Here is a 24,259-nt window from a genome sequence, read left to right as displayed (position 1 = left end):
AGATTTTTTTTTGTAGCCATTTTAAAGATTTTTTGTTGTTTTACCAAAGTTAATAAAACAGCGAAGGGAAAAGCTACCGGAGGTTTAGTTCAACATTGTATTGTCAAAATGCTGAGGTTAGGGAAAAGTTGGAGTACTCCATTTTTTTATTCGCCGCTGCTTTTCATATTATTTTTTTCTTTAATTTAGACAATCTAAAAAAAGAATCAGCTTTGTTTAGTCTTTTTCCGTTAGACGCAATTTTTTATGGACACAATAATTGAAAAATTCATCGATATACAAAAAGAAATTTTAAGCAATTTTGCATTAAAGTGGGATGGAGAAAAATCTAAAAAATCCTTTAGAGAAGATGTACAAAAATATTTCTGCTTTGAGAATAAATTCGGATGGAATATTATGCTGAATTCTTATTATGTGATAAATGATACTGAAATAGCTAAAACATCTTTTAATCAATTCGGACTTCAAGGTCCTTCAAGACATAGGGATATTGGTGAAAGATATCTGCGTCTGTATGGATTACTAAATTCTATCTATCAACAAAAAATAGCAATCGAAAATCTGCTTGAAATTTTCAAACTTCCAAATTCTAAAGAATTTATCCAAAACTTAAAGCAATCAGAAATAATTTTGTTAAGAAATAAAATTGCTTCACATCCTTCAAATTACTCTATTATTAAAGAGGATTCAGAACATAAATTTGATGTTTATGAAATTGTAAGAGCAGATTTACAATTTGATAAAATTACGCTATTAAGAAACCAAAATCATTTTGAGTATTATGATTTGGAAAAGTCAATAAAAGCATTTGATAAGATCCTTGAAGATATTTTAGATAAAATAACATCAAAAATTATAAAGAAGCTTTTCAGAAACAAAGGAAGACTGTATGAGGAACTTTTAAAAATTAATTTAATCCGTGAAGGATCTTTCGTAAGTGGCAACACTATTATTAAGTTTAACAAATAATTCTCAACTCTGCTTAACATAGGTTTTTCAAAATACGAAGCAAAGAGCAATTGGAATTTTAGGCTAAATCTAATTTCACATAAGAAACCCAACAATCAAAAATTTCCAAGAATACACTTCCATGCACGCATTAATTTCTTCGGATTAAGCTTCAATCATTCAGTTTAAACAAACAAAGACTTCGTTAGACTGTTCAAGTATTAAGAATGGAGAGCAAACCATTTCGAAGGGATAATCAAGCATTTCGAAGAGTCGTTCCCCCACTCCGAAGAGGGATCTAAGTATAACATACTCTATTTCAATACTTTACATCATTGTCAAAAATTAATACAATTATTTTACGAGTATTTTTTAAGATTAAATCAATTTTCAAATACAAAAATACTGCATAATATACGTAAAAAGGATCTCAAAAATTTGAAATCCTTTTTATATATATTTTTCTTAAATCTTACAATCCGATTACAGGCATTGATAACATTAAGATATTTTCGTTTTCTTCAAGACCATCAAGAGGCTCGATGATTCCCGGTCTGTTTGGCTGAGACATTTTCATTGTGATATCGTCTGCTCCCAAAATGCCCAACATTTCTGTTAAGAATTTAGAACTGAAACCGATATTGATATCTTCTCCGTTATAATCACAAGGAATCTGCATATCTGCTTTGTTTGCATATTCTGTATCTTCTGCGTGAAGGTGAAGAATATTAGCAGATAATTTGAATCTTACCTGATTGGTTGATTTATTAGACATGATCGACGCTCTCTTAATCGCACCTAATAAAAGGTTTCTGTTGATCGTCAAAACATTCGGGTTCTCTTTTGGAATTACCGCAGTATAGTTAGGATATTTTCCGTCAATTAATCTACAAATCCAGATATGTTTACCAAAAGTAAATTTAGCCATATTCTCGTTGAAGTCAATCGTAAGATCTTCATTTGAGCTTGCTAAAATATTTTTGAAAATATTCAACGGTTTTTTAGGCATGATAAATTCCATTGGTTCGGCATTCATCAAATCTGTTCTTTTGTACACTACCAATCTGTGAGAATCTGTAGAAACAAAATTGGTTTCGTTTTCCCCAAACTGGAACAAAACTCCTGTCATTACCGGACGAAGAGAATCGTTACTTGTTGCAAAAAGGGTGTTGGTTAAAGCTTCAGACAAAACTCCTGCAGGCATTGTGACACTTTGAGAAATATCAAATTCCGGAATTTCAGGATAATCATCTGCGTTATCTAAAGCCACAGCAAAATTATCTTTTTCGTCTAAAATTTCAAGCAAACTACCCGTACCTTCAGCATTGTCTTTCACCACCAAAGTAAGAGGCTGCTCGCCGTACGTTTTTATAAAATCTTGAAAAATCTTAGCTGGAACCGCAAACTTACCAGAATCGTCTGACTTTACCTCCAAAGAAGTAATAAGTGTTGTTTCGCCATCAGATGCAGTAATGGTAACGATGTTTTCGTTGAGTTCAAAAAGATAGTTTTCTAAAATCGGTCTCGATTGAGAGCTTGATATTACGCCACTTACAGTTTGCAAAGCCTTCTGCAGTTCACCACTTGAAATAATAAATTTCATAGATTTAAAAATAAGTTTCTACAAATATAACAAATAGAAAACAGATAGAAAAGAATAATCCTGAGAGTTATTAACAAATGTCATTATTCTGTTTTAAGTGTCGAAATAATATTCAGGGTTTTGTAGTCGTTAATTTTCGGATCAAAAATCTCCATCGTAAAATAGCTGATGCTAACTTTTCTGTTCATCAAGGTTTGATATTCTTTAGGTAAATCTAAATTGGAATCTACAGAAGAGATCCAATAAAGCTTATTCAAAATCTTATTTTCTCCTACCACATGGAAAACAATAAAGTTTTCTTTCTCAATTTTAGAGACCGTTCCGTTTATTAAAAGTTCTGAAGACTCTTTTCCTCCCGCTTCCTCATCAGCATATTGAGCTATTTTCAAAAACTCTTCCTGACATTCTTCCGCCATGAGAATTCCCATTTTTATTCCCAACTGTTCCATTTTCTCAGTATCTGCAATATCAGCTGTAGGATCGATATTATAATCTTTTTTGATTTCTTTTGAAAATGGCATTGTAGCTTTAAGCATACATACTCCAAGCTCTGCAGTTATTGCCGAACCATTTTTCCCCTCGGTCTTAATTGACTTCACGCAATCGCAAGAAGATTTAGCAATTTTCTTCTTATAATCCTGTGAAAAAAGGCCGGTAGAAATCACTAAACCTAATAAAAGAAATACATTTTTCATCATTAAAATTAAATTTGTCAAATATAAGAGAAAAATTAAAATCTTGTCCTTTTTTCTATATTTGTAAAAAAGAAAAAAATGCGCAAACCTCCTATTCATAAAAGTTTTCTGAATGCTTTTCGAGGTATTTTCTTTATGCTTAGATCTGAAAGAAACTTTCAGCTTGAAGTTTTCGCCTTTTTCATCAATATTTTTCTGATTTTTTATCTAAAACTGTCAAGTTTTGATACAATTCTCATCCTTATCGTTTGTTTTGGAGTTTTAGCAGCTGAAATTTTCAATACAGCAATCGAGAAAATTTGTGATATCATTCAACCTGAATTTGATAAAAGAATTGGCTTTATAAAAGATGTTTCTGCAGGAGCTGTTACTTTGATGTCGATACTTTCTATGATTGTTGGAGTTTTGGTGTATTGGAAATATATTTTCAATTAAATAGTCATTGCGAGGAGACAAGCGACGAAGCAATATCAAGTCAAACCATTAATTCCCACAGATCTCTCAGATCTTCACAGATATTTTGTGTTATTTGTGCAAAACATTCGTGTAATTTGTGTTTAAAGATCAATCTAAAATCAATGTAATATTTTTATGCGATTCTATGATCTCAATTAAAATTTCAAATAAAGTCTGTCCGTTTCCGGCAATCAGTTCATCCAATTTTTGCTGAATCAATTGTACATTGAAAGGTTTCCCTTGTTTGATCTTATTTTCATAAAATTCTTTAGTTAAATCAAGACCTAAATCTTCTTTCGACTTTTGAGAGTCTTTCCAAGTAATATCTGTTTCAACTCCGTACAGAATATCATCAAAACCATCCAGAGTTCCGACTTTCCAATCTTCATCTTTCATAAAAAGTTGAGAAATTTCTTCGTAAAAGCCTTCCAAATCTGAAAAATGACCGCCATTGATGACAGTCATTTTCTTATGATGAATTTCGTTTTTCATTAAATACTACCAATATTATTTTCTTAGATAAATATTTCCGTATTTGGATTCCAGATTATATTGTGGTCCGTTTCCAAATGTTGCCGTAACTAAAGTACGAAAATCATCCGAATCTTTTCCTGTGAATTTGGTATCTAAATTTGAATAAATTTGTCCAAAATGGGTTTCCGCAGAAAGCTTTCCAACATTTTTATCCAAAACCGTGGCATCAATTCCACCGTATATCGCATTCACATTGATTGTTCCGCCAAAATCTTTCACTTCAACCAAACCATATTGAGATTCTATCTGAGTCATTAAAGATTTCGGAACTTTTATTTCTAATTTGATATCCACATCAACGCCATTGTTCATCGAATTAAACGTTACATTATTTTCTTTACAATACTTTTGATACTCTTCACGAGTTTTAAAAATCAGTTTTTTATTATCTTTTTCAACCTTGATTCGATGAGGAATATTCTTCATTTCAGCTATTTTACCTTCAATAACCAGAGAATTTCCTTCTTTAGATTCTTTTATCTGAAAAGCTTCATTGCTTTCATTCTCATTAATATTAACTGTTCCCAAGATTTGAACTTCAGGCTTATCCCAAGTGCTGATCTTGATCAATTCGGGATAATCAAACTTCAACGATATTTTTTGATTTTTATCTGTAGAAAAACTTTTATTAATCTTTGTTTGTGCTGCACTAAGACCGAAAATCAAACTCACTGCAAAAATTAGTACCGTTCTCATTTCGCTCTTAAATAAACTTTACTGTAATCGGAACGAACTTCAATAGTAGTACCGCCGCCGTTCACTTTTCCAATCAGTTCATCGCCATGACGTACCAAGCCATCTTTCTTCTCAACATCAATTTTAAAATCCGGAGACATATAAATTTCACCATAAGAAGTTGTCGTTTTCAAATTAGCTTTTACCGATTTAGGAAGCGTAACATCAGCAAGACCATACACGGAAATAATCGACAAAGGTCCTTTTGTATTTTGACTAAAAACCGCTTCTACTTTTCCGTAAATAGATTTTACCGTTGCTGGACCCGTAATATTTTCCAGCTTGATATTGTTATATGTGGTTGCAATTTCAATTTCATTCTGAATATTTTTGAAAACTATATCTCCTCCATATTGTGACTGATGTTTAAATGAAATAATAACGTTTTCAGGAACTAAAATTTTTACGTCCGGAAAAGACATTTTTTTCAAAGAATTAACTTCCAATATTCCATCTTTTTCACTTACATTAATTCCAAGTCCTGTATTATCTACAAGTCCTAAAGAATTAACGATTTGCAGCCCTTCGGCACGTTTATCTTCATCCTGATCTTCGCCTTTTACCGAAAAAATGATTTCGCTCCCCTTGTAACCTTCCACCGTTACTTGACCTAAATTAAGGAGTAGTTTGCCTTTACTTTTTTTGATTTTATAAGTTTTAGAACTTTCTTGTGTAGCGTTGGGTTGCTCAGCGTCTTCTTGCGCATGTACAGAAAGCGTCATCAAAGCAAATAACATTAAATATATCTTTTTCATATGCAGATTTTATTGTTTTTTAATTGTCATATGTTATCGCTATATCTTTACACGTGTTTGTATTTTCCAATAATGGCGATTTCATAATGTTTAATTTGTTAATAATTTACTAGTTTATATATAAAAGCTTTTAATATCTCATTAAAACCGCATACGCTTCGTCTTTTACGAAAACAGCCGTTGTAGGATCCAGAGTAAGTTCTTTCAATTTTGCGCTCACTTCACCATTCAATTTGGATAGATTTTTTTCGGATAAAATAGCAATAAGCTCTTTTTGCACAATAGGATCATCCTGATTGAGAAAAATCTGTCGAATATTTTGACTAACCTCTGTATTTTCAATATGTACAGATAAAGCTTCAACAGCAGCCAATCTTACATTTGTATTTTCATCTGAAAGTGCCTTTTCAGATAAAATATTGATAATTTTTTCATCGGAAGCTGAAAAACTCTTCAGTAAATCAATTCCTCGTAACCTTGAACTTGCAGAATGCTGATTATTTATCAATTCTAAAGCTTTCAGCTCATCAAAATTACTTTCGTTCTCAAGATTATCATTCTGAGCAAGACTTTTAGTTTCTACTATTTTCCGAGAATAATCTGAATTATTTTTTGTGAAAGCTTTGCCTGTATTTTGTTGTATTATAGTTTCTATTTTCACAGTTTTCAAATCATTTTTTTGATTTAAAACATCAACTGCACTTCCATTTTCCTTAAGTTTTTCATGAACCGCAATCATTGTTTTTTCACCTTCTCTGTGATTCCAAAAAGCATAAAGTCCAACACTAAAAACTACAGCTACAGAAGCAGCAACACTCCATTTTTTCCACGAAAATAAGGGAACGGTTTTTTCTTCAGAAACTGCTGTCTCATTCAGTCTGGACATTATTTTGTCAAACGTATCTTCCGGAGCTTCGAGCGTATCAAACTCCTCGCGATGGTCTTGAATATATTTTTTAAGCGAATCTTTCATTTTGACATTTTTGAGTTAGTTTTTCAAAAATTTTCTTTTTAGCGCGGTGATAGTAACTCCTTACTGTACCGTGCGGAATATTTAGACTTTTTGCCACCTCTTCCTGCGACATTTCTTCAAACAGAAGAAGATTTACAATTGTCCTTATCTGTAACGGAAGCCCTGCAATAGCGTCCTGAAGTTCTTCTACGCGAGTTTCTAAAGCCAGTTTTTCATCCAATTCATCATCATTAATATCCAACATTTTATCATCATCAATTTCCGCAAAATAAATTTTCTTTTTCCGAAGAAAAGTAAGCGAGTGATTGATTCCTATACGTTTAATCCATCCTCCGAAACTATCGGTATTTTTTAAAGATTTTATTTCAGAAAAAGCTTTCAGAAAAACCTCCTGAAGAATATCTTCTGCATCTTCCCTATCATTCACAATACGAAAAATAGAATTGAAAACCGCTTTGGAATAACGTTGATAAAGCAGAGAATATCCGGAATTGTTTCCGGAACCGCATAGCTCCAACAATTCCCTGTCACTGATATTTACTGTTTTTGTTTTCAAAAATTATTAGTTATTGTTTGTTATTCCTATCTAATAGACGCGATGATATTCTTAATGTTGCAATTTATTTTAAATTTTTCCAGTTATTTGAATTTCATCTTCCTTTTTTAATTTTCTTACTATTCATAAGATGCATCATTCAAAAAAATGTTGCAGATTTTTAAATAAAAAAATGACTGCCATTGATGACAGTCATTTTTTTATTTAAAAATATTTTAGCCTTTAAAAAAGCCTCAATAATCTATTTAAAATATTCAACTCCGTTTTTAAAGATATTGTGATAATTCGCAGTTGGAATGTTTTTCATTAAACCTTCTGCAAAACGTTCAGGATGCCCCATTCTACCATAGATCTTACCACACGGACTTGTGATCCCTTCAATTCCAAACAATGAGTTATTTGGATTGAACGGCATTCCGTGAGCGATGTTTCCGTCTAAATCTAAATATTGAGTGGCAATTTGTCCGTTTTCGTACAACTTCTGAATTTCTGCTTCGGAAGCCATAAAACGACCTTCACCGTGAGAAATTGGAATTGTGAAAACTTGGTCTTTCATTCCTTTCAACCAAGGCGATTCATCATTTAATACTTTCACATTGACCATTTGAGAAATGTGTCTTCTGATGGCGTTGTGAGCCAACGTTGGAGAATTCTCATCCAAATCTTTGATTCTTCCGTAAGGCAACAATCCAGATTTAACCAAAGCCTGGAAACCGTTACAGATTCCGATGATCATCCCATCTCTCTCAAGCAATTCGTGAACGGCATTTTTCATCTTTTCATTCTTCAAAACATTCACGATAAACTTAGCTGAACCGTCCGGTTCATCACCCGCAGAAAACCCTCCGGAGAATGCTAAAATCTGTGACTGTTTAATTTCTTCCACCCACGCATCGATGCTCTCATCAAGCAACTGATGATTGATATTTATTAAAGGTAAACTGCTTACAATTGCACCTTCTTTTTGGAATGCATTCAGCGTATCGTACTCACAATTTGTTCCCGGGAAAACTGGTGCAAAAACTCTCGGTTGAGCAATACCATGTTTGTTGATAATGATATTTCTTGGGTTGATTGAGTTCAGTTTTGAATCTAATTCAACCACTATTTTTTCTTTTTCAACCGTTGAGAAAAGATTTTCAAAAGTTTTCGTATTGACTTCAAGTAATTTTTCTATTTCAAAATCCAAATCACTGATTTTCAAAATATTTGAATTTTTAACCTCACCTATTAATTGAAGTTCAACAGAACTCAATTCTTCAGTTGATTCGATGATTAAACTTCCAATATTTTTAGCTAATAAAACACTCTCGTCAGCAACATTTATTTCAGCTCCCAATCTGTTTCCGAAACTCATTTTTGCTAAAGCAACTGCAACTCCACCTTCTTTAACAATCTTCACAGAAACCACTTTTCCAGCTGTGATATTTTCGAAAATAAGTTCGTAAACATCTTTCAATTTATCATAGCTTGGAAGTCCGTTTTCCTGTGGAATATGATTAAAGAAATACAGTTTATTTCCTGACTGTTTAAATTCCGGAGAGATGATATTTTTCTTTTCTCCATTCGCACAAGCAAACGAAATCAACGTTGGCGGAACATTCAAATCCTGGTATGTTCCACTCATAGAATCTTTCCCTCCAATTGCTGCTAAACCGAAATTGATTTGAGCATCATAAGCACCTAAAAGAGATGCCAAAGGTTTCCCCCACTTTTCAGGATTTTGTCCTAATTTCTCAAAATATTCCTGGAAACTGAATCTGATATTTTTATAATCGCCACCCATCGCAACGATTTTTGCAACACTTTCAACCACTGCATAAGAAGCTCCCAATAACGAGTTTTGCTTTGAAATTTCAGCATCAAATCCCCAACTTGCCAAAGAAACCGTTTCAATATCTTTCGCTCCTAAAATTGGCAACGTCTGAACGCTTCCTTCCATCAAAGTCTGCTGATATTTCCCACCTAAAGGCATCGCAACTGTAGTCGCACCAATCGATGAATCGAACATTTCCAACAAACCTTTTTGAGAAGCAACATTTTTATCGCTTAATATTTTTAAGAAATTCTCTTCATTAAAAACCTGTGCTTCTTCTTTTACTTCATTAAGATGTGTAATCTTAACTTCTTGGCTTTTAGAACAACCGTTTGTATCAAGGAATTCTCTTGAAAGGTCAACAATTTTATCGCCTTTCCAGAACATTTGCATTCTTCCTGAATCTGTCACTTTCGCCACTTCAACAGCGACAATGTTTTCAGCTTCACAGAACTTAATGAATTGTTCTTTATCTTTTGGTTCAACCACAACTGCCATTCTTTCCTGAGATTCAGAAATAGCCAGCTCAGTTCCATTTAACCCTTCATATTTTAAAGGTAAAACATCTAGATTAACTTCCAAAGAATCAGCAATTTCGCCGATTGCAACAGAAACTCCACCCGCTCCGAAATCATTAGATTTTTTAATTAATCTCGTCACTTCAGGATTTCTGAATAATCTCTGAATTTTACGCTCTTCAACCGCATTTCCTTTCTGAACTTCAGAACTCATCGTATGGATAGAAGTTTCGTCTTGTTCTTTAGAACTTCCACTTGCTCCACCAACACCATCACGACCCGTTGCACCACCTAAAATGATGATAGAATCGCCAGCTTCAGGCTTTTCACGTCTTACCCAATCCACAGGAACCGCTCCGGCAACGAAACCAACTTCCATTCTTTTCGCTTTGTAGCCTTCATCATAGATTTCAGAAACCATTGTAGTTGCCAAACCGATTTGGTTACCATAAGAAGAATATCCGTTTGCAGCTTGTTTTGTGATTGTTTTTTGAGGTAATTTACCCGGTAAAGTTTTGTCAACCGATTCTAAAACATCAGCAGCACCCGTTAATCTCATCGCCTGGAACACAAAAGAACGTCCAGATAAAGGGTCTCTGATTGCGCCACCTAAACACGTTGAAGCACCTCCAAAAGGTTCAATTTCTGTCGGGTGATTGTGTGTTTCGTTTTTGAATAATAAATACCAAGGTTCTTTTTTACCATCGTATTCAGCTTCGATCTGGATGGTACAAGCGTTGATTTCGTCTGAAACCACCAAGTTATCAAGCTTTCCGGTTTTACTAAAATATCTTCCGCAAACGGTCGCCAAATCCATTAAAGAGATTGGTTTCAATTCACGTCCTAAGAATTTTCTTTTTTCGATATAATCATTGAAAATAGTTTCCAATGTATGTTTAAACTGTCCTTCAAATTCAATATTTGACAATTCTGTTTCAAACGTTGTGTGACGACAGTGGTCGCTCCAATAAGTATCTAAAACTTTCAGTTCCGTTTCCGTAGGATTTCTTTCTTCAGTTTTAAAATATTCCTGAATGAATTTCAAATCATCCAAACCTAAAGCAAAACCGTGATTGTTAAAGAATTCTTCAAGCTGAGCGTCATCAAAATTGATAAAACCTTCGTGAACAATCACTTTTGACGGCGTTTCTTCCGCAGGAATATTTAAAGTTGATAAATCTTTTTCCTGAGATTCTACTTTATTAATTAAAAGGTCTTTGATTTTTACTAAATCAGATTCAGAAACTCCTTCGAATTCGATAAGTTTACCGCTTCTTACTTTAGACTTCTCATTTTCAGTCAGTAAAGCAATACATTGTTGCGCAGAATCAGCACGCTGATCGTATTGTCCCGGTAAAAATTCTAATGCGAAATGAGTTCCCTGTGCAGGATTTTCTTCGATTAAAATATCAGTAACCGGATCTACGAAAGTGCTGTTTACCACTTTTTCGAATTCACCATCATTTAATCCAAAAATATCGTAAACGTTATATACCTTTACGCTTTGGATAGACGGAACCACCGCTTTTACTTCATCAAAAATTTTTGGACTTTCTACATCGAAAATTCCTCTTTTTTCTACGAAAATTCTTTTGTTATTAGACATTAGATGCCAGATATTTATTAGATTTATTTTTAATTTTTAACTGAAATTTATGTTGGCAATCCCACTTTGCAGCCCGACTTGAGTGGAGCTCTTTTGCCGAAACGAAGTGTAGGCAAAAAGCGGGAACGGAAGGCGGATAAAGCTGCCATAAAAAATCAGTGTTTCTCAAAACTTTGTCAAATCTTAAACTTAACAAAGTAAAAAATGCAGCCGAAAAGACTGCATATCATTTATACTTTAAGATCAGCCTCCAAACCAATCAGGTCTTTATTGGCATCAATGATCGGCTGAACTTCATTGGCAATGAATTCCTCCGTCTGAATTGGTGCAAACCCGATAAAGTTTTTAGGATCTAAAACTTCTTTTAATTTTGACTTATCAAGCTTTAACGAATCATCGTTTAAGATTCTTTCGATAAGATCGTTTTCTTTACCTTCTTCTTTCACTTTTTTAGAAGCTTCCATCGAATGAACTCTGATTACTTCGTGAATTTCCTGACGGTCTCCACCAGCTTTTACCTCTTCCATGATGATGTATTCTGTCGCCATGAAAGGAAGTTCTTCCATAATATGCTTGTTGATTCTGTTCGGATATACCACGATTCCGTTCATAATGTTGTTCCAAATCAATAAGATTGCATCAACAGCCAAGAAAGCCTGAGGAATCGTTAATCTCTTGTTTGCAGAATCATCTAAAGTTCTTTCAAACCATTGCGTTGAAGCGACCATTGCAGAACTTGTCGTTAAAGACATTACGTATTTTGCTAAAGCTCCGATTCTTTCGCTTCTCATTGGATTACGCTTGTAAGCCATTGCAGATGAACCGATTTGGTTTTTTTCGAATGGTTCTTCAATTTCTTTCAAATTTTGAAGAAGACGTAAATCGTTTGTAAATTTATGTGCAGATTGAGCGATATTTCCTAATAAAGCGACCACTTTAGCATCGATTTTTCTGTCATAAGTCTGTCCGGAAACTCCGAAAACTTTTTCGAAACCAAATCTTTTTGACAATTCTTTATCTAAGTGTTTTACTTTAGAATAATCACCGTTGAAAAGCTCAAGGAAACTTGCTGCAGTTCCTGTTGTTCCTTTTACTCCTCTGAAACGTAGAGTTTCTAAGAAGAAATCAAGCTCCTCGATGTCTAGAACTAAACTTTGTAACCAAAGTGTTGCTCTTTTTCCAACAGTCGTTAACTGAGCCGGCTGGAAATGTGTAAATCCTAAAGTTGGAAGGTCTTTGTATTGAATGGCAAAATCAGAAAGATTTTTCATTACGTTAACCAACTTTTTCTTTAAAATTAAAAGTCCGTCACGGATTTGAATTAAATCTGTATTGTCTCCTACAAACGCCGAAGTAGCTCCTAAGTGAATAATTCCTTTTGCTGAAGGTGCAACGTCACCATAAGCGTGAACGTGAGCCATTACATCATGACGGAATTTTTTCTCGTATTCTGCTGCTTTATCGTAATCGATATTATCAACATTGGCTTTCAACTCAGCAATTTGCTCGTCTGTAATCTCAAGACCTAAGTCTTTTTCAATTTCAGCAAGGGCAATCCAAAGCTTTCTCCAATTCTGGAATTTATTGTTATGAGAAAAGTTAAATAACATTTCTTCACTGGAGTAGCGCTCTTCCAATGGATTTTTGTAGGAATTCATTTCTTTACTTTTACTTTTTAGATATGCAAAAATAAGGATTTTCGGTGAGAGATAAAAATCGTGATGTTTGTTTTAAATTTTGTTTAAATCAAACTTATTTTAACCGTTTTAAAAACTCATTTCAGTTCAGGTAAATCCCAAAAAACCATGTCCAGGCTATTAAAATAATCTGCATAGGAATTCTTTCTTTATACAAATAACTCATTCCGGGACCTGAATAATCTGCTTTAAAAAGATTGACTTTCTTTCTTGATGAATCGATATTTGCAATGAAAACCAAAACAAAAAAGATAATTAATAAAATTGAAGTAAGTTCACGAATTGAAGGGATCATTAAGCCGATTGCAGCAGCAATTTCAATCAAGCCTGTAAAATAGACCCAAAACATTTTAGCAGGAATAAATTCAGGAATCATTAAAGCCATTCCTTTCTGGAATTTAAAATGGGCAAAACCTGTAAATAGCATAAAAACCGCCATTCCTAGGTTTCCTGAAAATAGAAGATTCCAATTTCCCTCAAAGATTTTTGTTCCCACTAAAGCTAAAGCAAATGTTATAAAAAGTATGGCCAGTAATTTCATAATTATTATTTTAAAATCCTGCAGATCTCACTAATTCTTCCAGATGATTGAGGATATTTATTTAAAGATAAATAAAAAAAGAGGTTTCCTGTAAAAACCTCTTGATATAAACTATTCAAATCTTATTAATTGGATTCTGCAAGATCTTTCACAATCTGTAAACCTTTGGTAAAACCTTCATTCATATGATCTTTCCATTCGCTCTCGGCCTGAACTTCTGCCTGAAGTTTTACCGTTCCATTATCAAGTGAAATTAGAAAATATTTTTCGAAAGAGCCGTTCCATTCCATCACTTCTTTGCTTTGGGTATCTTCCTTTCCTTCTTTATCAACCATTCCTAAATGTTTAAAAACAATCTGATCAGGTTTCTCCAGACTGTCGATCGTAGAAACCATTCCTTCACCTTCTGTATTTGTAAAATAGGTTTTTCCGCCAACTTTCCAATCAGATCTCATCAATGAAATTGATTTAGGATTGAAAAATTTTGTCCATTCACTGTACGTTTCGGGAGTCCACAAAACATCCCATATTTTTTGTTTTGGAGCATTGATAATAATGTCGTACGATAAGTTTTCCATAATAATGATTTTTGATGTGTGTGATTTGGTTAAAATCATTTGTGTCTTTGCAATCAATCATTTAGAGCTGATTTTCAGCCAGATTCTTTACATTTTGAAGTGCAGCAGGAAATTTTTCTTCAAAAAAATCTTTGAATTCCGATGAAGACTTAATGGTCGCTTTTAATATGGTTTCCTCTTCTGTTTCTTCCAAAATATAAGATTCTGTGGCGTTGCCCCAATCTTGTGGAGCTTCCACACCATCATAAATTTCACCCAAATGCAAAAAAGTCATTTCTTTATTGGGATCATTTTTTAGAACACGGCTGTACATTCCATTGTTATTGGGGTCAAAAAATTTAATGATGCTGTCTTCATCCCAAGTTCCTACATAAAAAGAGCCTTTAGAAAACGCCGAAGTCCATTGTCTATAACTCATATCATCCCAAAGAACCGTCCAAATTTTTTCGGGAGTTGCATTAATCTTAATTTCGAATTCTAAAGTTTCCATAATTTAATTTATATTTAGTTTAGGTTTAGGTTTAGGTTTAGGTTTAGGTTTAGGTTTAGGTTTAGGTAAAAATATTTATCCGCCGACAAAATCACCGCCATTGATGTGAATAATTTCACCCGTGATAAAACTGGAATCTTCCGAAGCCAGAAAAACATATGCAGGTGCAACTTCTGAAGGTTGACCTGCTCTTTTTAAAGGTGTATCTTTTCCGAAAGAGGCAATATCTTCAAAAGTTTCTTTCACTAGCGGAGTCCAAATCGGCCCCGGAGCAACACCGTTGACTAAGATTTTACGCTCAGCAAGATTTGTGGACAATGACCGGACAAATGTTGCAATCGCTCCTTTTGTTGCCGAATAATCAATGAGATGATCGCTTCCGCGATACGCAGTTACAGAAGTGGTACAAATGATTCGTGCGCCTTTATTCATTACCTTCAAACAATCTCTTGTAAAAGAAATCATTGAAATAATATTGACATTAAATGTTTCATTAATCTGATCATCCGAAATTTTTTCAATCTCACTTTTCGGAAACTGAATTCCGGCATTATTGACCAAAATATCAACATTTTTCCAATGTTTACTAATCTTTTCTAAAGTATTTTTTCTAAATGCTTTTTTAGAAATATCACCTTTGAAAAGAATACATTTCTGACCTTCTTTTTCAACCAATCTTTGGGTTTCTCTGGCATCTTTTACACTTTCTTTATAAATAACAGCAACATCGGCTCCTTCTCTTGCAAAATGCACGGCTACTGCCTGACCGATTCCGCTGTCGCCCCCGGAAATAATGGCTTTTTTATTAAATAATTTTTTACTTCCTAAATAATTTTGCCTGATAATCTCAGGATACAAACCGTCTTTAGGTACTTTGGAAAGTGATTTTGACTTGTTCTGCGTCTTCATAAGCAAATCTTTTTATGAATAAACCTCATCAAATCACAAGCCGAAAAGAAAAGTTGGATGATCGAAGCTGGATGTTGGAAGTTGTTTCTGACTTAAAAAGACTTCCAGCCTCCACCACCTGAATTCCAGCAAATTTTAAGAATTATAAGCTTCTTCTAAATCTTTAATTACAATTTTTTGCATTTTCATCATTGCCTGTACTACATTTTGGGCTTTTTGCTGATCAGAATCGCCCATCAACTCAATTAATCTTTTGGGTACAATTTGCCAGCTCATTCCGAATTTATCTTTCAGCCAACCACACATACTTTCTCTACCTCCATCTGCAGTTAATGAATTCCAAAGATGATCTGTTTCTTCCTGATTTTCTGTCATAATAACCATTGAAATTCCCTCATTAAAATCGAATTTATGATCATAAGAGTTATCCATGCAGAATAAAGAATAGCCATTAATCTGAAAATGGGCGTGCTGTACATTTTCCGGAACTTCGTGATTTTCACCATTTACCCCTTCTCCATATTTCAGAACACTTTCTATTTTTGAATTGGGGAAAATTTTGGTGTACGATTCCATTGCTTCCAATGCTTTTCCGTTATTTTGATGAATAAACATTAAAGTCGGAATAATTCTTTGCTCGCTTTTCTTTTCACCTAAATATATTTGCCAAGTAACTCCAAATTTATCTCGGATCCAACCATATTTTTTACTCCAAGGATAAGAATCTAACGCCATCAAAACAATCCCTCCGTCTTCTAATTGATTCCAATATTTCTGAACTTCATCTTCGGTTTCACACATTACCATAAACGAAACGGAAGCATTTTTTTCAAAATGCGGGCCACCATTTAAAAGCATTAATTTCTGCCCGAAAAGTTCTACATTTAAAACTACCGGAGTATCTGCAGTAATTTTTCCGTCAAATATTTTGCAATAAAATTCAGCTGATTCTTTTGCATCACCATCATACCAAAGGCATGGGAAAATATTGTTATTCATTATTTTAAAATTTAGGGTTGATTGAGCTCAAACACGAATTGCTTAAATATTTATTCTGTGTTATTTAGGACAAGATATTTAACGTATTTATGTTTAAAGATTGCTTCGCTTTGCTCGCAATGACAAAGTATGTGTAGTAAATTTTTAATTATTTTTAAAAGAAATCTGATTTTCCTGCATATAGCATTTTAATTTCTCCATCGTGTTTTTTCCAAAACCGTGAAGTTGCATGATTTCTTGCTCAGAATAATCTGAAAGTTTTTCCAAAGAATTTATTTTTTCTTTTTCAAGAGCTCTTCTTGCGGGCATCGCTATAATGCCCTTTAAAAAATCTCCATTCGCAACATAATTAACAGCACAAATAGAGCTTAAACACTTCGCCATTATTATTAAGTTGATCATATTGCAAAAAATTATTAATTGTTTTCTACATATTTATGAAAATTGTTGAGAATCGCATACCATCCTTCACGCTGCATCTCAACTGAATTTTGTTTTTCAGGATCGAAAATCTCGGTTACTTTGGTGGTATTTTCGTCTATTCTCTCAAAAATCACTTCTACTTCTCTTCCGTCTTCAATATGATATTTTATTCTTTCATTCGGAATCACTTCGTCATAAGTTCCTATAAAATCAAATCCGAAGCTTCCGTCTTTTGCTTCCATTCTATTGTTGAATTTCCCACCTACCTTCAAATCATTTTCAGACTTTGGGCAATACCAGCTTTCGTGCGCGAAATTCCATTTGGTAATGTATTTTGGAGCATTAAAATAATCCCAAACTTTTTCTACCGGTGCCAAGATCGTAATGTCAATTTTAACTTTGTCCATTTAATATTTTGTTTTAATGTGTAAAAGGAAGGGTAAACTCACATCTACCCTTTCATTAATTAAATATAAAACTATTTTGTGTATTCTTCGTTATAATTAATCATCCAATGAACACCGAACTGATCCTGAAAGCTTCCGAAATAGTCTCCCCAAAATTGGTCTTCAATTGGCATTTCAATATTTCCACCTTCCGAAAGTCCTTTAAAAATTCTATCCGCATCTTCTCTGGAATCAGGAAAAATTGAAACATAATTATTATTTCCAACGGTTAATTTCTGTCCGAATGACGGCACAATATCTGAAGCCATCAAAAGGTCTCCGCCAATGGGAAGAGCAATGTGCATTACTCTATTTTTTTCTTCGTCTGAAAGATTTTCAGTTCCGGGAGCATTTCCCATTTTGTGAATTTCTCCAACGAACTCTCCGCCGAAAACAGATTTGTAAAATGTAAATGCTTTTTCTGCTGTACCGTCAAAATTCAGGTACGGATTTAATTTTGCCATGATTTTTATTTTTAAAAGTTAGTTTTTTAAACACGAATTTCGCTAATGGTTTTCACGAATAAAACAATTAAATTTATCGTGAAATTTGTGTAAACATTTGTATCATTTGTGTTTATTTAAACGCAAAGAGCACAAAGATTTTTTATCTAATTGAGAATGTTTTTCGTTCGCAAAGGCGTTTGATTCAGCAAAGAAAATAAGTTATATTTTTATACGTTTTGTCATTCTGAACGAAACGAAGTGCAGTGAAGAATCTGTTTTAAATATATTTAAATCTACATTTGATTTTAATACTTCATATTCTCATCAAAATCGTATTTCATTCCTTCGTAATTGAGAATTCTGCGCATCAATCCGATTTGTCCGCACAGATAATCTTCACGACCAATGCACATTCCGATGAAATTGAGTGTGTTTTCCGGAAAAAAATCAATGTTCATTCCCATCGGAAATGCTTTCTCTAAATCTTCGTCTGAAGCTTCCAATAATTTATTGTAAACAAGCGGTGAGATTTTATGAAAAGAATCTTTCAATTGTTGTAAAGACGGGTAATCTAAGTTTGTATCTAACGCTTTTCCCTGAAAGAAAAAATCTTTAAACTCAAATTCTTCATTTAATCCGAGCACGCTTCCCATTGCATAGCGCATATCGAGAAAATTACCTACCATCCAAACGATATGGTTTGTTCTGCCTTCAATTCTTTTCAGCGCATCTTCTTCTGAAATTCCATCAAGAACCATCAGAAAACTCTGACTGTGACCTCGAAATGCAGGAATTATAATTTCTAATTTTGATGATTTTGGTGTATCCATTTTGTTTAGTTTAATTTTGTTTTGAATTCTATGAAATTCGTGTTTAAATTTCCTTCGCAGATTTTATTTTATAGCTCCGGGTTTTCCTAAAACCCTTCTGAGATATCCGAATTGACCGCTGTGATAAATTTCGTGAAGAGATAATCCTGAAACGTCATTAATTATTGCAGAATCAAGACTTTCAAGACTATTCAATTTCATTTCAAACTTATTCTGAGATTCTTTTAAGTACAATTTTAATTCTTCAAAACTTACAAATTCATCTTTTCTGTTCAAAGGAATTTCTCCTCTGTTGTAGCATGAAAATTTTTTGTTGTCCCAAACCGGTTCTTCACCCAAAACATTCAGAAAAGCATTTCTTATGTAAATTAAATGTCCTAAAATCCAATTCATACAATTCGCTTCACCATTAGGAAAAACCATTGCTTCTTCGTTTGAAATATCATTAATATTCATTGAAATCACTTTGTAATTGCTGAATATCAGAAATTTTAGAATTTCAATATCGTTTGATTGCGTTTCCATTTGATTATCTTTGAGGTAGTTGAGACATATCAGCAAACGTCACATTCCATCCGTGTCCGTTGATGTCCCAAAAAGAATTTTGATACATCCATCCGTAATCTTGTGGTTCCTCATGTTGATAAGCTCCGTTCGCTACGGCTGCATTAACAACCTGATCAACTTCTTCACGACTGTTTAAACCAATTGCAACCAGAACTTGTGTTGTATCGCCTTTTGGAACAGGTCTTTCTGAAAATGTCTGAAAATATTCTTTCGTTAAAAACATGACGTAAATAGTATCGTTCAACACAACACAAACTGCTTTATCGTCTGAAAACTGCTCGTTGATGCTGAATCCTACGTTAGTCCAGAATTCTTTTGTTTTCTGAATATCTTTTACCGGAAGGTTCACATAAATTTGATTGACTTTCATTTTGTAATTTTTTATTAGGTGAAAATTTAAAATTCTGCAGGAAGCTGAGACATATCTGAAAAAAGAACTTCCCACTGATGACCGTCTAAATCTGAAAAAGTTTTCTGATACATCCAGCCATAATCTCTTGGCTCACTGTATTTGGAACCTCCATTTTCTGTAGCAGTTTCCACCATTTCATCAACTTCTTCACGACTGTTTACGCCAATCGCAAGAAGCGTTTGAGTAGTATCTCCCTTTGCAACAGGTCTGTCTGTGAAAGTTTGGAAAAACTCTTCTTTTAAAAACATGGTGTAAATATGATCTTGTTTCATGATTACACAGATTGCTTTTTCATCAGAAAATTGTTCGTTGATAGAAAACCCAAGTTTTGTCCAGAATTCTCTCGTTTTCTGAACATCTTTTACAGGAAGGTTTACATAAATTTGATTGATTTCCATTTTGTAATTTTTGATGTTAAACTTTTAACCAAAATTACCAAGTCATTGCGAAAATCAACTTGCCATAAGACAAGATTTAATTTTTCTTTGGATGTGACACCAATTCTTTGCGGATTCTGCTTAATGAAGTGTCGGTAACTCCCAAGTAAGATGCAATTTGTTTTAAAGGAGCAAACTGTATCACCTGAGATTTTTGCTCTAAAAGATGAAGATAGCGTTTGGTTGCAGAAAGCGTGAACATCTCTACTGAACGCTGTTTGTATAAAAAAAGCTGCTGAGACATCCATGCTCTTCCCCATTCTCTGAGATTCGGAATTTTATGAAACAGTTCCTGAAAAACATCAAAATCAAGCTTCCAACATTCGCAATCGGTGATGCAGACAATATTCTCCTGTGTAGGAATTCTTTGAAATAGTGAAGAAACATCAATGATAATTTCGTTTTCTGTAAAAAAGTTTGTCGTTACATCATTTCCGTTGAAATCATTTACAAACGAACGCGCCAAACCTTTTTCTAAAATATAATATTCATTAGCCATTTTGCCTTCCTGAAGGATAGTTTCCCCTTTTTGAAAAATTACTTTTTCGTGCGCCTGAATAATTTCCTCAAGCTCTTCCTGAAAAAAGAAAGGAAAATCGCGGTAAACGTCAAAGGCTTTGCTGGTCATTCAAATACTATTTTAAGATTTTAAAATTAAAATTTTTATTGGAATTGAAAGTGTTTTTTTTTGGATTACCTGAATTTAAATATTGTAATCCTAAATTTTTAATTAATCACAAAGTATTTTTAATACATTAGTTTACCAATTCTGTTGAAAAAACTTATCAAATTTAAATGCCCATTTTGTCATTCCGTAGGAATCTAAGCAAAGAATTTATTTTAAATAGTTGAGATTCCTGCGGAATGACAAACTAGATGCTAATTAAATACTTATTTTTGAGATCATTTAAGGATATTTAAACCAATCTTAGCAAGTAAATTTAAAACAAAGAAAGCTGAATCGGTTTAGGTTTTGAAGGTTTTTCAGCATCACCGAATACTGTTTTACCACCAAATCGCCATGAGTTTTGACGTTCTTCTTCAATCACTTCGTTAATATCAAAATTCGGAGTAAAATTTTTCTCTGCTTCTGCAATAATCGTATGAAGTTTATTGATGGATTGCAGTTTATCTGAATTACCCAATTTAGATTTTTCGATTCCTTTCTGAAGAATATTGATGGTTTCATCATAAACATTAATGGGAACAGGAAACGGATGCCCATCTTTTCCGCCGTGTGCAAAAGAAAATCTCGCAGGATCTCTGAATCTTGAAGGCGAACCGTGAATAACTTCGCTTACCAAAGCAAGGCTCTGTAAAGTTCTAGGTCCTACACCTTTCAATAAAAGCAATTCTTCAAAGTTTTCAGGCTGGTTTTCTCTTGTCATGTACAAAAGTGTTCCGAGTTTTTTCAAATCAACATCAGAAGCACGAACATCATGATGCGCAGGTAAGATCAAATTGGCGAAATCCTGCATGATTTTTTCTGAATTGGTATGGGAAATTTCTAAAATTCCTTTGCGGCTTTCCTGAGCTTCGTGAGCTGTAAGGTTCAGAATATTTCCACGGTTAATTCCCTGAATTCCTTTGTGCGGTTCGTCGACAAAAGATTCCATATTTTCCGAATGCCAATGATATCTTCTTGCGGTTCCGTCGGTATCATTCATTCCCTGTTGTACGACTGCCCAATTTCCTTCATCTGAAAGGATAAAATTATGAAGGTATAACTGATAACCATCCTGAATGGCAGTATTATCAACCTTTGCAGAAAGTTTACTGGCACGAACTAATTCGTTTCCATCTAATCCTGTTTTGTCGGCGATGATGAGAAGTTCATTAGGTGTTTCTTTTGAAAACCTACCTTTTCCGCCACAAATATAAATTCCGAGTTCTTTGGAATTTGGATTGATGCTGCGTTTTAAAGCTCCCATAACAGATGTTGTAATTCCGGAAGAATGCCAATCCATTCCCATCACAGCACCAAAACTTTGAAACCAAAACGGATCTGCTAATCTTCGAAGAACTTCATTTTTCCCGTAATCTGCAAGCATTACTTCTACGATGGAAAGTCCGAGTACAGCCATTCTTTCATAAAGCCAAGGCGGTACTTTTCCGTAGTGAAGTGGTAAAGTTGCGGTTCCGGAACGTTTCATTTGTTATAGTTGAGAGATGATAGTTGATAGTTGATAGTTGATAGTTGATAGTTGATAGTTGATAGTTGATAGTTGATAGTTGATAGTTGATAGTTGATAGTTGATAGTTGATAGGCAAAATTAAAGCCTTACAATTGAAATACATAAGGCTTTAACATTTTTATTTTTTCATGCAAAGATTTTTAATTAACTAAAATCAACAGAATAATATTAAAATTACTGATGTGAAAGAATATTGACTAATTTACCGAATGGATCTTTGACAAAGAATCTGCGGACACCCCAATCTTCATCGATCAATTTGTAAGTAATTTCAAATCCTGAATTGTTCATCTTTTCATACATTTCATCCACATCATCAACTTCGATAGAAAGATCAGGAACTTCAGTATTGTTTCCACCTTGAGTTGCAAAACTGATCTGCACTTTTGTATTTTCTTCATTGCCAAAAGTTTTTATCCAGCCGTGATTCATCAATGTTTCGAGACCTAAAATATCATGATAAAATACATCAGCTTTAGATAAATCTTCTGCTTTGATATTAGCAACAATTCTTTTTACCATTTTCTTAAAATTTAGATTTAAAAATAAAAAAAGCCTTGTGAAAAATACAATTTCACAAGGCAATATAATTATTTATTTAAAATTTAATGCTTTATAATTTCCTTTACAATTCCGCCTTGAGGCTCTCTTACCGTTTGCGTGAAAATAAATGCTTTCGGATCGATAGAACGGACTATATTTTGTAGTTTTCTAACTTCCAATCTGGTAACAATGGTGAAAATAATATCAGCTTCTGCACTTTGCTCAAAAGATTCTTTCATAAAGCCTCTTTCGCCTTTGTACACCGTGATTCCTCTGTTCATCGTTAAAACCAAAGCTTTTTTGATTTCTTCACTGTTTGCAGAAACGATGGTTACGCCAGTGTAGGCTTCAATTCCTTCAATTACATATTTGGTAATCTGACTAGCCACGAGATACGTCATAATTGCATACAAAGCAGTTTCAAATTTAAGAAAAACGGTTGCGATGATAAAGATAATCACATTCATTCCTAAAATAATTTCGGTAATGCTAAAACTGCTTTTTTTGAATGTTAATAAAGCTAAAACTTCCATTCCGTCGAAAGTTCCGCCACCTCGCATAGATAAACCGATTCCAATTCCCATGAAAAATCCGCCAAACACAGCGACCAATAATTTGTCATGGGTCACTTCCGGAAAAGGGACGAAAAAAATGGTGATGATGATTAGTAAAATCGTTAAAAAACTTCTGATCGCAAAGTGTTTTCCGATTTGGAAGTACGCCAGAATGATAAATGGTAAGTTTAAAACCAATAGAATGACTCCGAGATTCCAATGGTAAACTTCGTGAAGTAAAAGTGAAACACCGGTAACACCACCATCTAAAAAGTGATTAGGAACGAGGAAAGATTTTAAAGCAAAACTCGCAGAAATAACTCCTAAAACGAGATAAATAATATCTGAAAGAGTAAATAGCGGGCCATGTTTAGTTGCTGAGCTCATAAAGTGATCAGTTATTTTTTAGTTTTGTTTTGATAATATCCAGGTTATCCTGTTTTTTTTGATTTCTGCTGTTGATGGCTGTTTCTGTGAAATAATGATGGCTTTCTAAAAACTTTTCCTGTAATAAATTCCAGTCGCGCTCAGAATTTACGATTCCAAACATAGAAAGTTCTTCAAACAATTTATCTCCAATCACAAAAAAATCGTCTCTTCCCAAATAATCTAAATCGGCATCGGCAACGATTTGCTCTAAATGATTTTTTGGAGTCTGAGGAATTTTTGTCGCCATGATCATCCCTTTGATTTGCTCAATCTGTAAGTCTGAATATCCATTATCCGAAAGATATTCTACGGCAATCTCACACGATTTTTCCTCATGATTTTTTGATCCGTATAAAAATCCAGTATCGTGAAACAACGCAGCGGTTTTTAGCAATACTAAATCTTCATCACTAACTCCTTCAGATTTGGCAATTTTTTCGACAGCATCGATAACGTCTTTTACGTGCATCACACTGTGATAAGAAAGATGCTCAGGAAGGTTTTCTCTGAGTCTTTTTAATATTATTTTATTTAATTTTTCGTATTCCATATTTTAAAATAGAAAATG

At 33.7% G+C, this 24,259-nt stretch carries 28 protein-coding genes; 2 read left to right on the top strand and 26 right to left on the bottom strand.

The window, feature by feature from the left end:
- Positions 1-246: 246 nt before the first annotated feature.
- Complete coding sequence (locus B5X64_RS16645; protein WP_079466314.1) at positions 247-969, top strand: hypothetical protein; 723 nt, start codon at positions 247-249, stop codon at positions 967-969.
- Positions 970-1,420: 451 nt separating this feature from the next.
- On the opposite strand, the gene dnaN is transcribed toward B5X64_RS16645, so the two are convergent.
- Both dnaN and B5X64_RS16635 read right to left on the bottom strand, forming a co-directional pair.
- A complete protein-coding gene (gene dnaN, locus B5X64_RS16640; protein WP_079466313.1) occupies positions 1,421-2,551 on the bottom strand; it encodes a DNA polymerase III subunit beta in 1,131 nt (376 codons plus the stop codon).
- Between the two features lie 83 nt (positions 2,552-2,634).
- The gene (locus B5X64_RS16635; RefSeq protein ID WP_123920897.1) at positions 2,635-3,249 is read right to left on the bottom strand and encodes a hypothetical protein; all 615 of its coding nucleotides are present in this window, start codon (positions 3,247-3,249) and stop codon (positions 2,635-2,637) included.
- A 75-nt stretch (positions 3,250-3,324) separates the two neighbouring features.
- On the opposite strand from B5X64_RS16635, the gene B5X64_RS16630 reads away from it, so the two are divergent.
- The gene (locus tag B5X64_RS16630; protein ID WP_079466311.1) at positions 3,325-3,681 is read left to right on the top strand and encodes a diacylglycerol kinase family protein; all 357 of its coding nucleotides are present in this window, start codon (positions 3,325-3,327) and stop codon (positions 3,679-3,681) included.
- Between the two features lie 129 nt (positions 3,682-3,810).
- On the opposite strand, the gene B5X64_RS16625 is transcribed toward B5X64_RS16630, so the two are convergent.
- The 24 genes from B5X64_RS16625 to B5X64_RS16510 all read right to left on the bottom strand — a co-directional run bounded on the left by B5X64_RS16625 (position 3,811) and on the right by B5X64_RS16510 (position 24,241).
- The gene (locus B5X64_RS16625; RefSeq protein ID WP_079466310.1) at positions 3,811-4,194 is read right to left on the bottom strand and encodes a barstar family protein; all 384 of its coding nucleotides are present in this window, start codon (positions 4,192-4,194) and stop codon (positions 3,811-3,813) included.
- A gap of 15 nt (positions 4,195-4,209) precedes the next feature.
- Complete coding sequence (locus B5X64_RS16620; protein ID WP_079466309.1) at positions 4,210-4,932, bottom strand: DUF4097 family beta strand repeat-containing protein; 723 nt, start codon at positions 4,930-4,932, stop codon at positions 4,210-4,212.
- A complete protein-coding gene (locus tag B5X64_RS16615) occupies positions 4,929-5,726 on the bottom strand; it encodes a DUF4097 family beta strand repeat-containing protein (RefSeq protein WP_123920899.1) in 798 nt (265 codons plus the stop codon). The genes B5X64_RS16620 and B5X64_RS16615 overlap by 4 nt, the downstream gene beginning before the upstream one ends.
- Positions 5,727-5,856: 130 nt before the next feature.
- Positions 5,857-6,699, bottom strand: coding sequence for a HEAT repeat domain-containing protein (locus B5X64_RS16610; RefSeq protein ID WP_079466307.1), 843 nt, complete (start codon positions 6,697-6,699; stop codon positions 5,857-5,859).
- On the bottom strand, positions 6,683-7,255 hold the full coding sequence (locus tag B5X64_RS16605; protein ID WP_079466306.1) for an RNA polymerase sigma factor: 573 nt from the start codon (positions 7,253-7,255) through the stop codon (positions 6,683-6,685). The genes B5X64_RS16610 and B5X64_RS16605 overlap by 17 nt, the downstream gene beginning before the upstream one ends.
- 241 nt (positions 7,256-7,496) lie before the next feature.
- Positions 7,497-11,195 carry a phosphoribosylformylglycinamidine synthase gene (locus B5X64_RS16600; RefSeq protein ID WP_079466305.1) on the bottom strand — a complete coding sequence of 1,233 codons (3,699 nt, stop codon included), beginning with the start codon at positions 11,193-11,195 and terminating at the stop codon, positions 7,497-7,499.
- 230 nt (positions 11,196-11,425) lie between these two features.
- Positions 11,426-12,853: an adenylosuccinate lyase gene (gene purB, locus B5X64_RS16595; RefSeq protein WP_066678116.1), complete on the bottom strand. Its 1,428-nt coding sequence runs from the start codon at positions 12,851-12,853 to the stop codon at positions 11,426-11,428.
- Between the two features lie 121 nt (positions 12,854-12,974).
- Positions 12,975-13,433: a DoxX family protein gene (locus B5X64_RS16590; RefSeq protein ID WP_079466304.1), complete on the bottom strand. Its 459-nt coding sequence runs from the start codon at positions 13,431-13,433 to the stop codon at positions 12,975-12,977.
- Positions 13,434-13,558: 125 nt separating this feature from the next.
- Positions 13,559-14,011 (bottom strand): SRPBCC family protein, encoded by a 453-nt coding sequence (locus B5X64_RS16585; protein ID WP_079466318.1) that lies wholly within the window; start codon positions 14,009-14,011, stop codon positions 13,559-13,561.
- A gap of 61 nt (positions 14,012-14,072) precedes the next feature.
- Positions 14,073-14,501 carry an ATPase gene (locus tag B5X64_RS16580; protein ID WP_079466303.1) on the bottom strand — a complete coding sequence of 143 codons (429 nt, stop codon included), beginning with the start codon at positions 14,499-14,501 and terminating at the stop codon, positions 14,073-14,075.
- Positions 14,502-14,576: 75 nt separating this feature from the next.
- On the bottom strand, positions 14,577-15,410 hold the full coding sequence (locus B5X64_RS16575) for an SDR family oxidoreductase (protein ID WP_079466302.1): 834 nt from the start codon (positions 15,408-15,410) through the stop codon (positions 14,577-14,579).
- 135 nt (positions 15,411-15,545) lie between these two features.
- A complete protein-coding gene (locus tag B5X64_RS16570) occupies positions 15,546-16,409 on the bottom strand; it encodes a VOC family protein (RefSeq protein WP_079466301.1) in 864 nt (287 codons plus the stop codon).
- Between the two features lie 144 nt (positions 16,410-16,553).
- Positions 16,554-16,793 carry a helix-hairpin-helix domain-containing protein gene (locus B5X64_RS16565; protein WP_228418968.1) on the bottom strand — a complete coding sequence of 80 codons (240 nt, stop codon included), beginning with the start codon at positions 16,791-16,793 and terminating at the stop codon, positions 16,554-16,556.
- Positions 16,794-16,825: 32 nt separating this feature from the next.
- The gene (locus tag B5X64_RS16560) at positions 16,826-17,239 is read right to left on the bottom strand and encodes an SRPBCC family protein (protein WP_079466299.1); all 414 of its coding nucleotides are present in this window, start codon (positions 17,237-17,239) and stop codon (positions 16,826-16,828) included.
- Between the two features lie 71 nt (positions 17,240-17,310).
- Positions 17,311-17,742, bottom strand: a complete 432-nt coding sequence (locus tag B5X64_RS16555) for a VOC family protein (RefSeq protein ID WP_079466298.1) — start codon at positions 17,740-17,742, stop codon at positions 17,311-17,313.
- Positions 17,743-18,029: 287 nt separating this feature from the next.
- Positions 18,030-18,554 carry a hypothetical protein gene (locus B5X64_RS16550; protein ID WP_079466297.1) on the bottom strand — a complete coding sequence of 175 codons (525 nt, stop codon included), beginning with the start codon at positions 18,552-18,554 and terminating at the stop codon, positions 18,030-18,032.
- Between the two features lie 63 nt (positions 18,555-18,617).
- Positions 18,618-19,079 carry a hypothetical protein gene (locus B5X64_RS16545; RefSeq protein ID WP_079466296.1) on the bottom strand — a complete coding sequence of 154 codons (462 nt, stop codon included), beginning with the start codon at positions 19,077-19,079 and terminating at the stop codon, positions 18,618-18,620.
- A 4-nt stretch (positions 19,080-19,083) separates the two neighbouring features.
- The gene (locus B5X64_RS16540) at positions 19,084-19,491 is read right to left on the bottom strand and encodes a VOC family protein (protein WP_079466295.1); all 408 of its coding nucleotides are present in this window, start codon (positions 19,489-19,491) and stop codon (positions 19,084-19,086) included.
- Between the two features lie 26 nt (positions 19,492-19,517).
- Positions 19,518-19,931 carry a VOC family protein gene (locus B5X64_RS16535; RefSeq protein WP_079466294.1) on the bottom strand — a complete coding sequence of 138 codons (414 nt, stop codon included), beginning with the start codon at positions 19,929-19,931 and terminating at the stop codon, positions 19,518-19,520.
- Positions 19,932-20,007: 76 nt separating this feature from the next.
- Entirely contained in the window at positions 20,008-20,598 is a 591-nt protein-coding gene (locus B5X64_RS16530; RefSeq protein WP_079466293.1) for a Crp/Fnr family transcriptional regulator, read from the bottom strand.
- A 313-nt stretch (positions 20,599-20,911) separates the two neighbouring features.
- Entirely contained in the window at positions 20,912-22,123 is a 1,212-nt protein-coding gene (locus tag B5X64_RS16525; RefSeq protein WP_079466292.1) for a DUF763 domain-containing protein, read from the bottom strand.
- Positions 22,124-22,339: 216 nt separating this feature from the next.
- Positions 22,340-22,687, bottom strand: a complete 348-nt coding sequence (locus tag B5X64_RS16520) for a VOC family protein (RefSeq protein WP_079466291.1) — start codon at positions 22,685-22,687, stop codon at positions 22,340-22,342.
- 83 nt (positions 22,688-22,770) lie between these two features.
- Positions 22,771-23,649 (bottom strand): YitT family protein, encoded by an 879-nt coding sequence (locus B5X64_RS16515; RefSeq protein ID WP_079466290.1) that lies wholly within the window; start codon positions 23,647-23,649, stop codon positions 22,771-22,773.
- 7 nt (positions 23,650-23,656) lie between these two features.
- Positions 23,657-24,241 (bottom strand): HD domain-containing protein, encoded by a 585-nt coding sequence (locus B5X64_RS16510; protein ID WP_079466289.1) that lies wholly within the window; start codon positions 24,239-24,241, stop codon positions 23,657-23,659.
- Between the last annotated feature and the right edge of the window lie 18 nt (positions 24,242-24,259).

Origin of the sequence: Chryseobacterium balustinum, from assembly GCF_900168205.1 — a bacterium.
Lineage (GTDB): Bacteria > Bacteroidota > Bacteroidia > Flavobacteriales > Weeksellaceae > Chryseobacterium > Chryseobacterium balustinum.
The sequence above is the reverse complement of the archived record's forward strand: the minus strand, read 5'-3'. Positions and strand labels throughout refer to the sequence as shown.

Coding starts and splice junctions, on each gene's coding strand:
- B5X64_RS16565 (WP_228418968.1), bottom strand. CDS start 16,793: ATGGCGAAGTGTTTAAGCTCTATTTGTGCTGTTAATTATGTTGCGAAT.
- dnaN (WP_079466313.1), bottom strand. CDS start 2,551: ATGAAATTTATTATTTCAAGTGGTGAACTGCAGAAGGCTTTGCAAACT.
- B5X64_RS16540 (WP_079466295.1), bottom strand. CDS start 19,491: ATGAAAGTCAATCAAATTTATGTGAACCTTCCGGTAAAAGATATTCAG.
- B5X64_RS16520 (WP_079466291.1), bottom strand. CDS start 22,687: ATGGTAAAAAGAATTGTTGCTAATATCAAAGCAGAAGATTTATCTAAA.
- B5X64_RS16625 (WP_079466310.1), bottom strand. CDS start 4,194: ATGAAAAACGAAATTCATCATAAGAAAATGACTGTCATCAATGGCGGT.
- B5X64_RS16530 (WP_079466293.1), bottom strand. CDS start 20,598: ATGACCAGCAAAGCCTTTGACGTTTACCGCGATTTTCCTTTCTTTTTT.
- B5X64_RS16560 (WP_079466299.1), bottom strand. CDS start 17,239: ATGGACAAAGTTAAAATTGACATTACGATCTTGGCACCGGTAGAAAAA.
- B5X64_RS16570 (WP_079466301.1), bottom strand. CDS start 16,409: ATGAATAACAATATTTTCCCATGCCTTTGGTATGATGGTGATGCAAAA.
- B5X64_RS16510 (WP_079466289.1), bottom strand. CDS start 24,241: ATGGAATACGAAAAATTAAATAAAATAATATTAAAAAGACTCAGAGAA.
- B5X64_RS16615 (WP_123920899.1), bottom strand. CDS start 5,726: ATGAAAAAGATATATTTAATGTTATTTGCTTTGATGACGCTTTCTGTA.
- B5X64_RS16545 (WP_079466296.1), bottom strand. CDS start 19,079: ATGGAAACGCAATCAAACGATATTGAAATTCTAAAATTTCTGATATTC.
- B5X64_RS16630 (WP_079466311.1), top strand. CDS start 3,325: ATGCGCAAACCTCCTATTCATAAAAGTTTTCTGAATGCTTTTCGAGGT.
- B5X64_RS16580 (WP_079466303.1), bottom strand. CDS start 14,501: ATGGAAACTTTAGAATTCGAAATTAAGATTAATGCAACTCCCGAAAAA.
- B5X64_RS16535 (WP_079466294.1), bottom strand. CDS start 19,931: ATGGAAATCAATCAAATTTATGTAAACCTTCCTGTAAAAGATGTTCAG.
- B5X64_RS16600 (WP_079466305.1), bottom strand. CDS start 11,195: ATGTCTAATAACAAAAGAATTTTCGTAGAAAAAAGAGGAATTTTCGAT.
- B5X64_RS16645 (WP_079466314.1), top strand. CDS start 247: ATGGACACAATAATTGAAAAATTCATCGATATACAAAAAGAAATTTTA.
- B5X64_RS16550 (WP_079466297.1), bottom strand. CDS start 18,554: ATGGATACACCAAAATCATCAAAATTAGAAATTATAATTCCTGCATTT.
- B5X64_RS16590 (WP_079466304.1), bottom strand. CDS start 13,433: ATGAAATTACTGGCCATACTTTTTATAACATTTGCTTTAGCTTTAGTG.
- B5X64_RS16585 (WP_079466318.1), bottom strand. CDS start 14,011: ATGGAAAACTTATCGTACGACATTATTATCAATGCTCCAAAACAAAAA.
- B5X64_RS16635 (WP_123920897.1), bottom strand. CDS start 3,249: ATGATGAAAAATGTATTTCTTTTATTAGGTTTAGTGATTTCTACCGGC.
- B5X64_RS16610 (WP_079466307.1), bottom strand. CDS start 6,699: ATGAAAGATTCGCTTAAAAAATATATTCAAGACCATCGCGAGGAGTTT.
- B5X64_RS16555 (WP_079466298.1), bottom strand. CDS start 17,742: ATGGCAAAATTAAATCCGTACCTGAATTTTGACGGTACAGCAGAAAAA.
- B5X64_RS16575 (WP_079466302.1), bottom strand. CDS start 15,410: ATGAAGACGCAGAACAAGTCAAAATCACTTTCCAAAGTACCTAAAGAC.
- purB (WP_066678116.1), bottom strand. CDS start 12,853: ATGAATTCCTACAAAAATCCATTGGAAGAGCGCTACTCCAGTGAAGAA.
- B5X64_RS16525 (WP_079466292.1), bottom strand. CDS start 22,123: ATGAAACGTTCCGGAACCGCAACTTTACCACTTCACTACGGAAAAGTA.
- B5X64_RS16515 (WP_079466290.1), bottom strand. CDS start 23,649: ATGAGCTCAGCAACTAAACATGGCCCGCTATTTACTCTTTCAGATATT.
- B5X64_RS16620 (WP_079466309.1), bottom strand. CDS start 4,932: ATGAGAACGGTACTAATTTTTGCAGTGAGTTTGATTTTCGGTCTTAGT.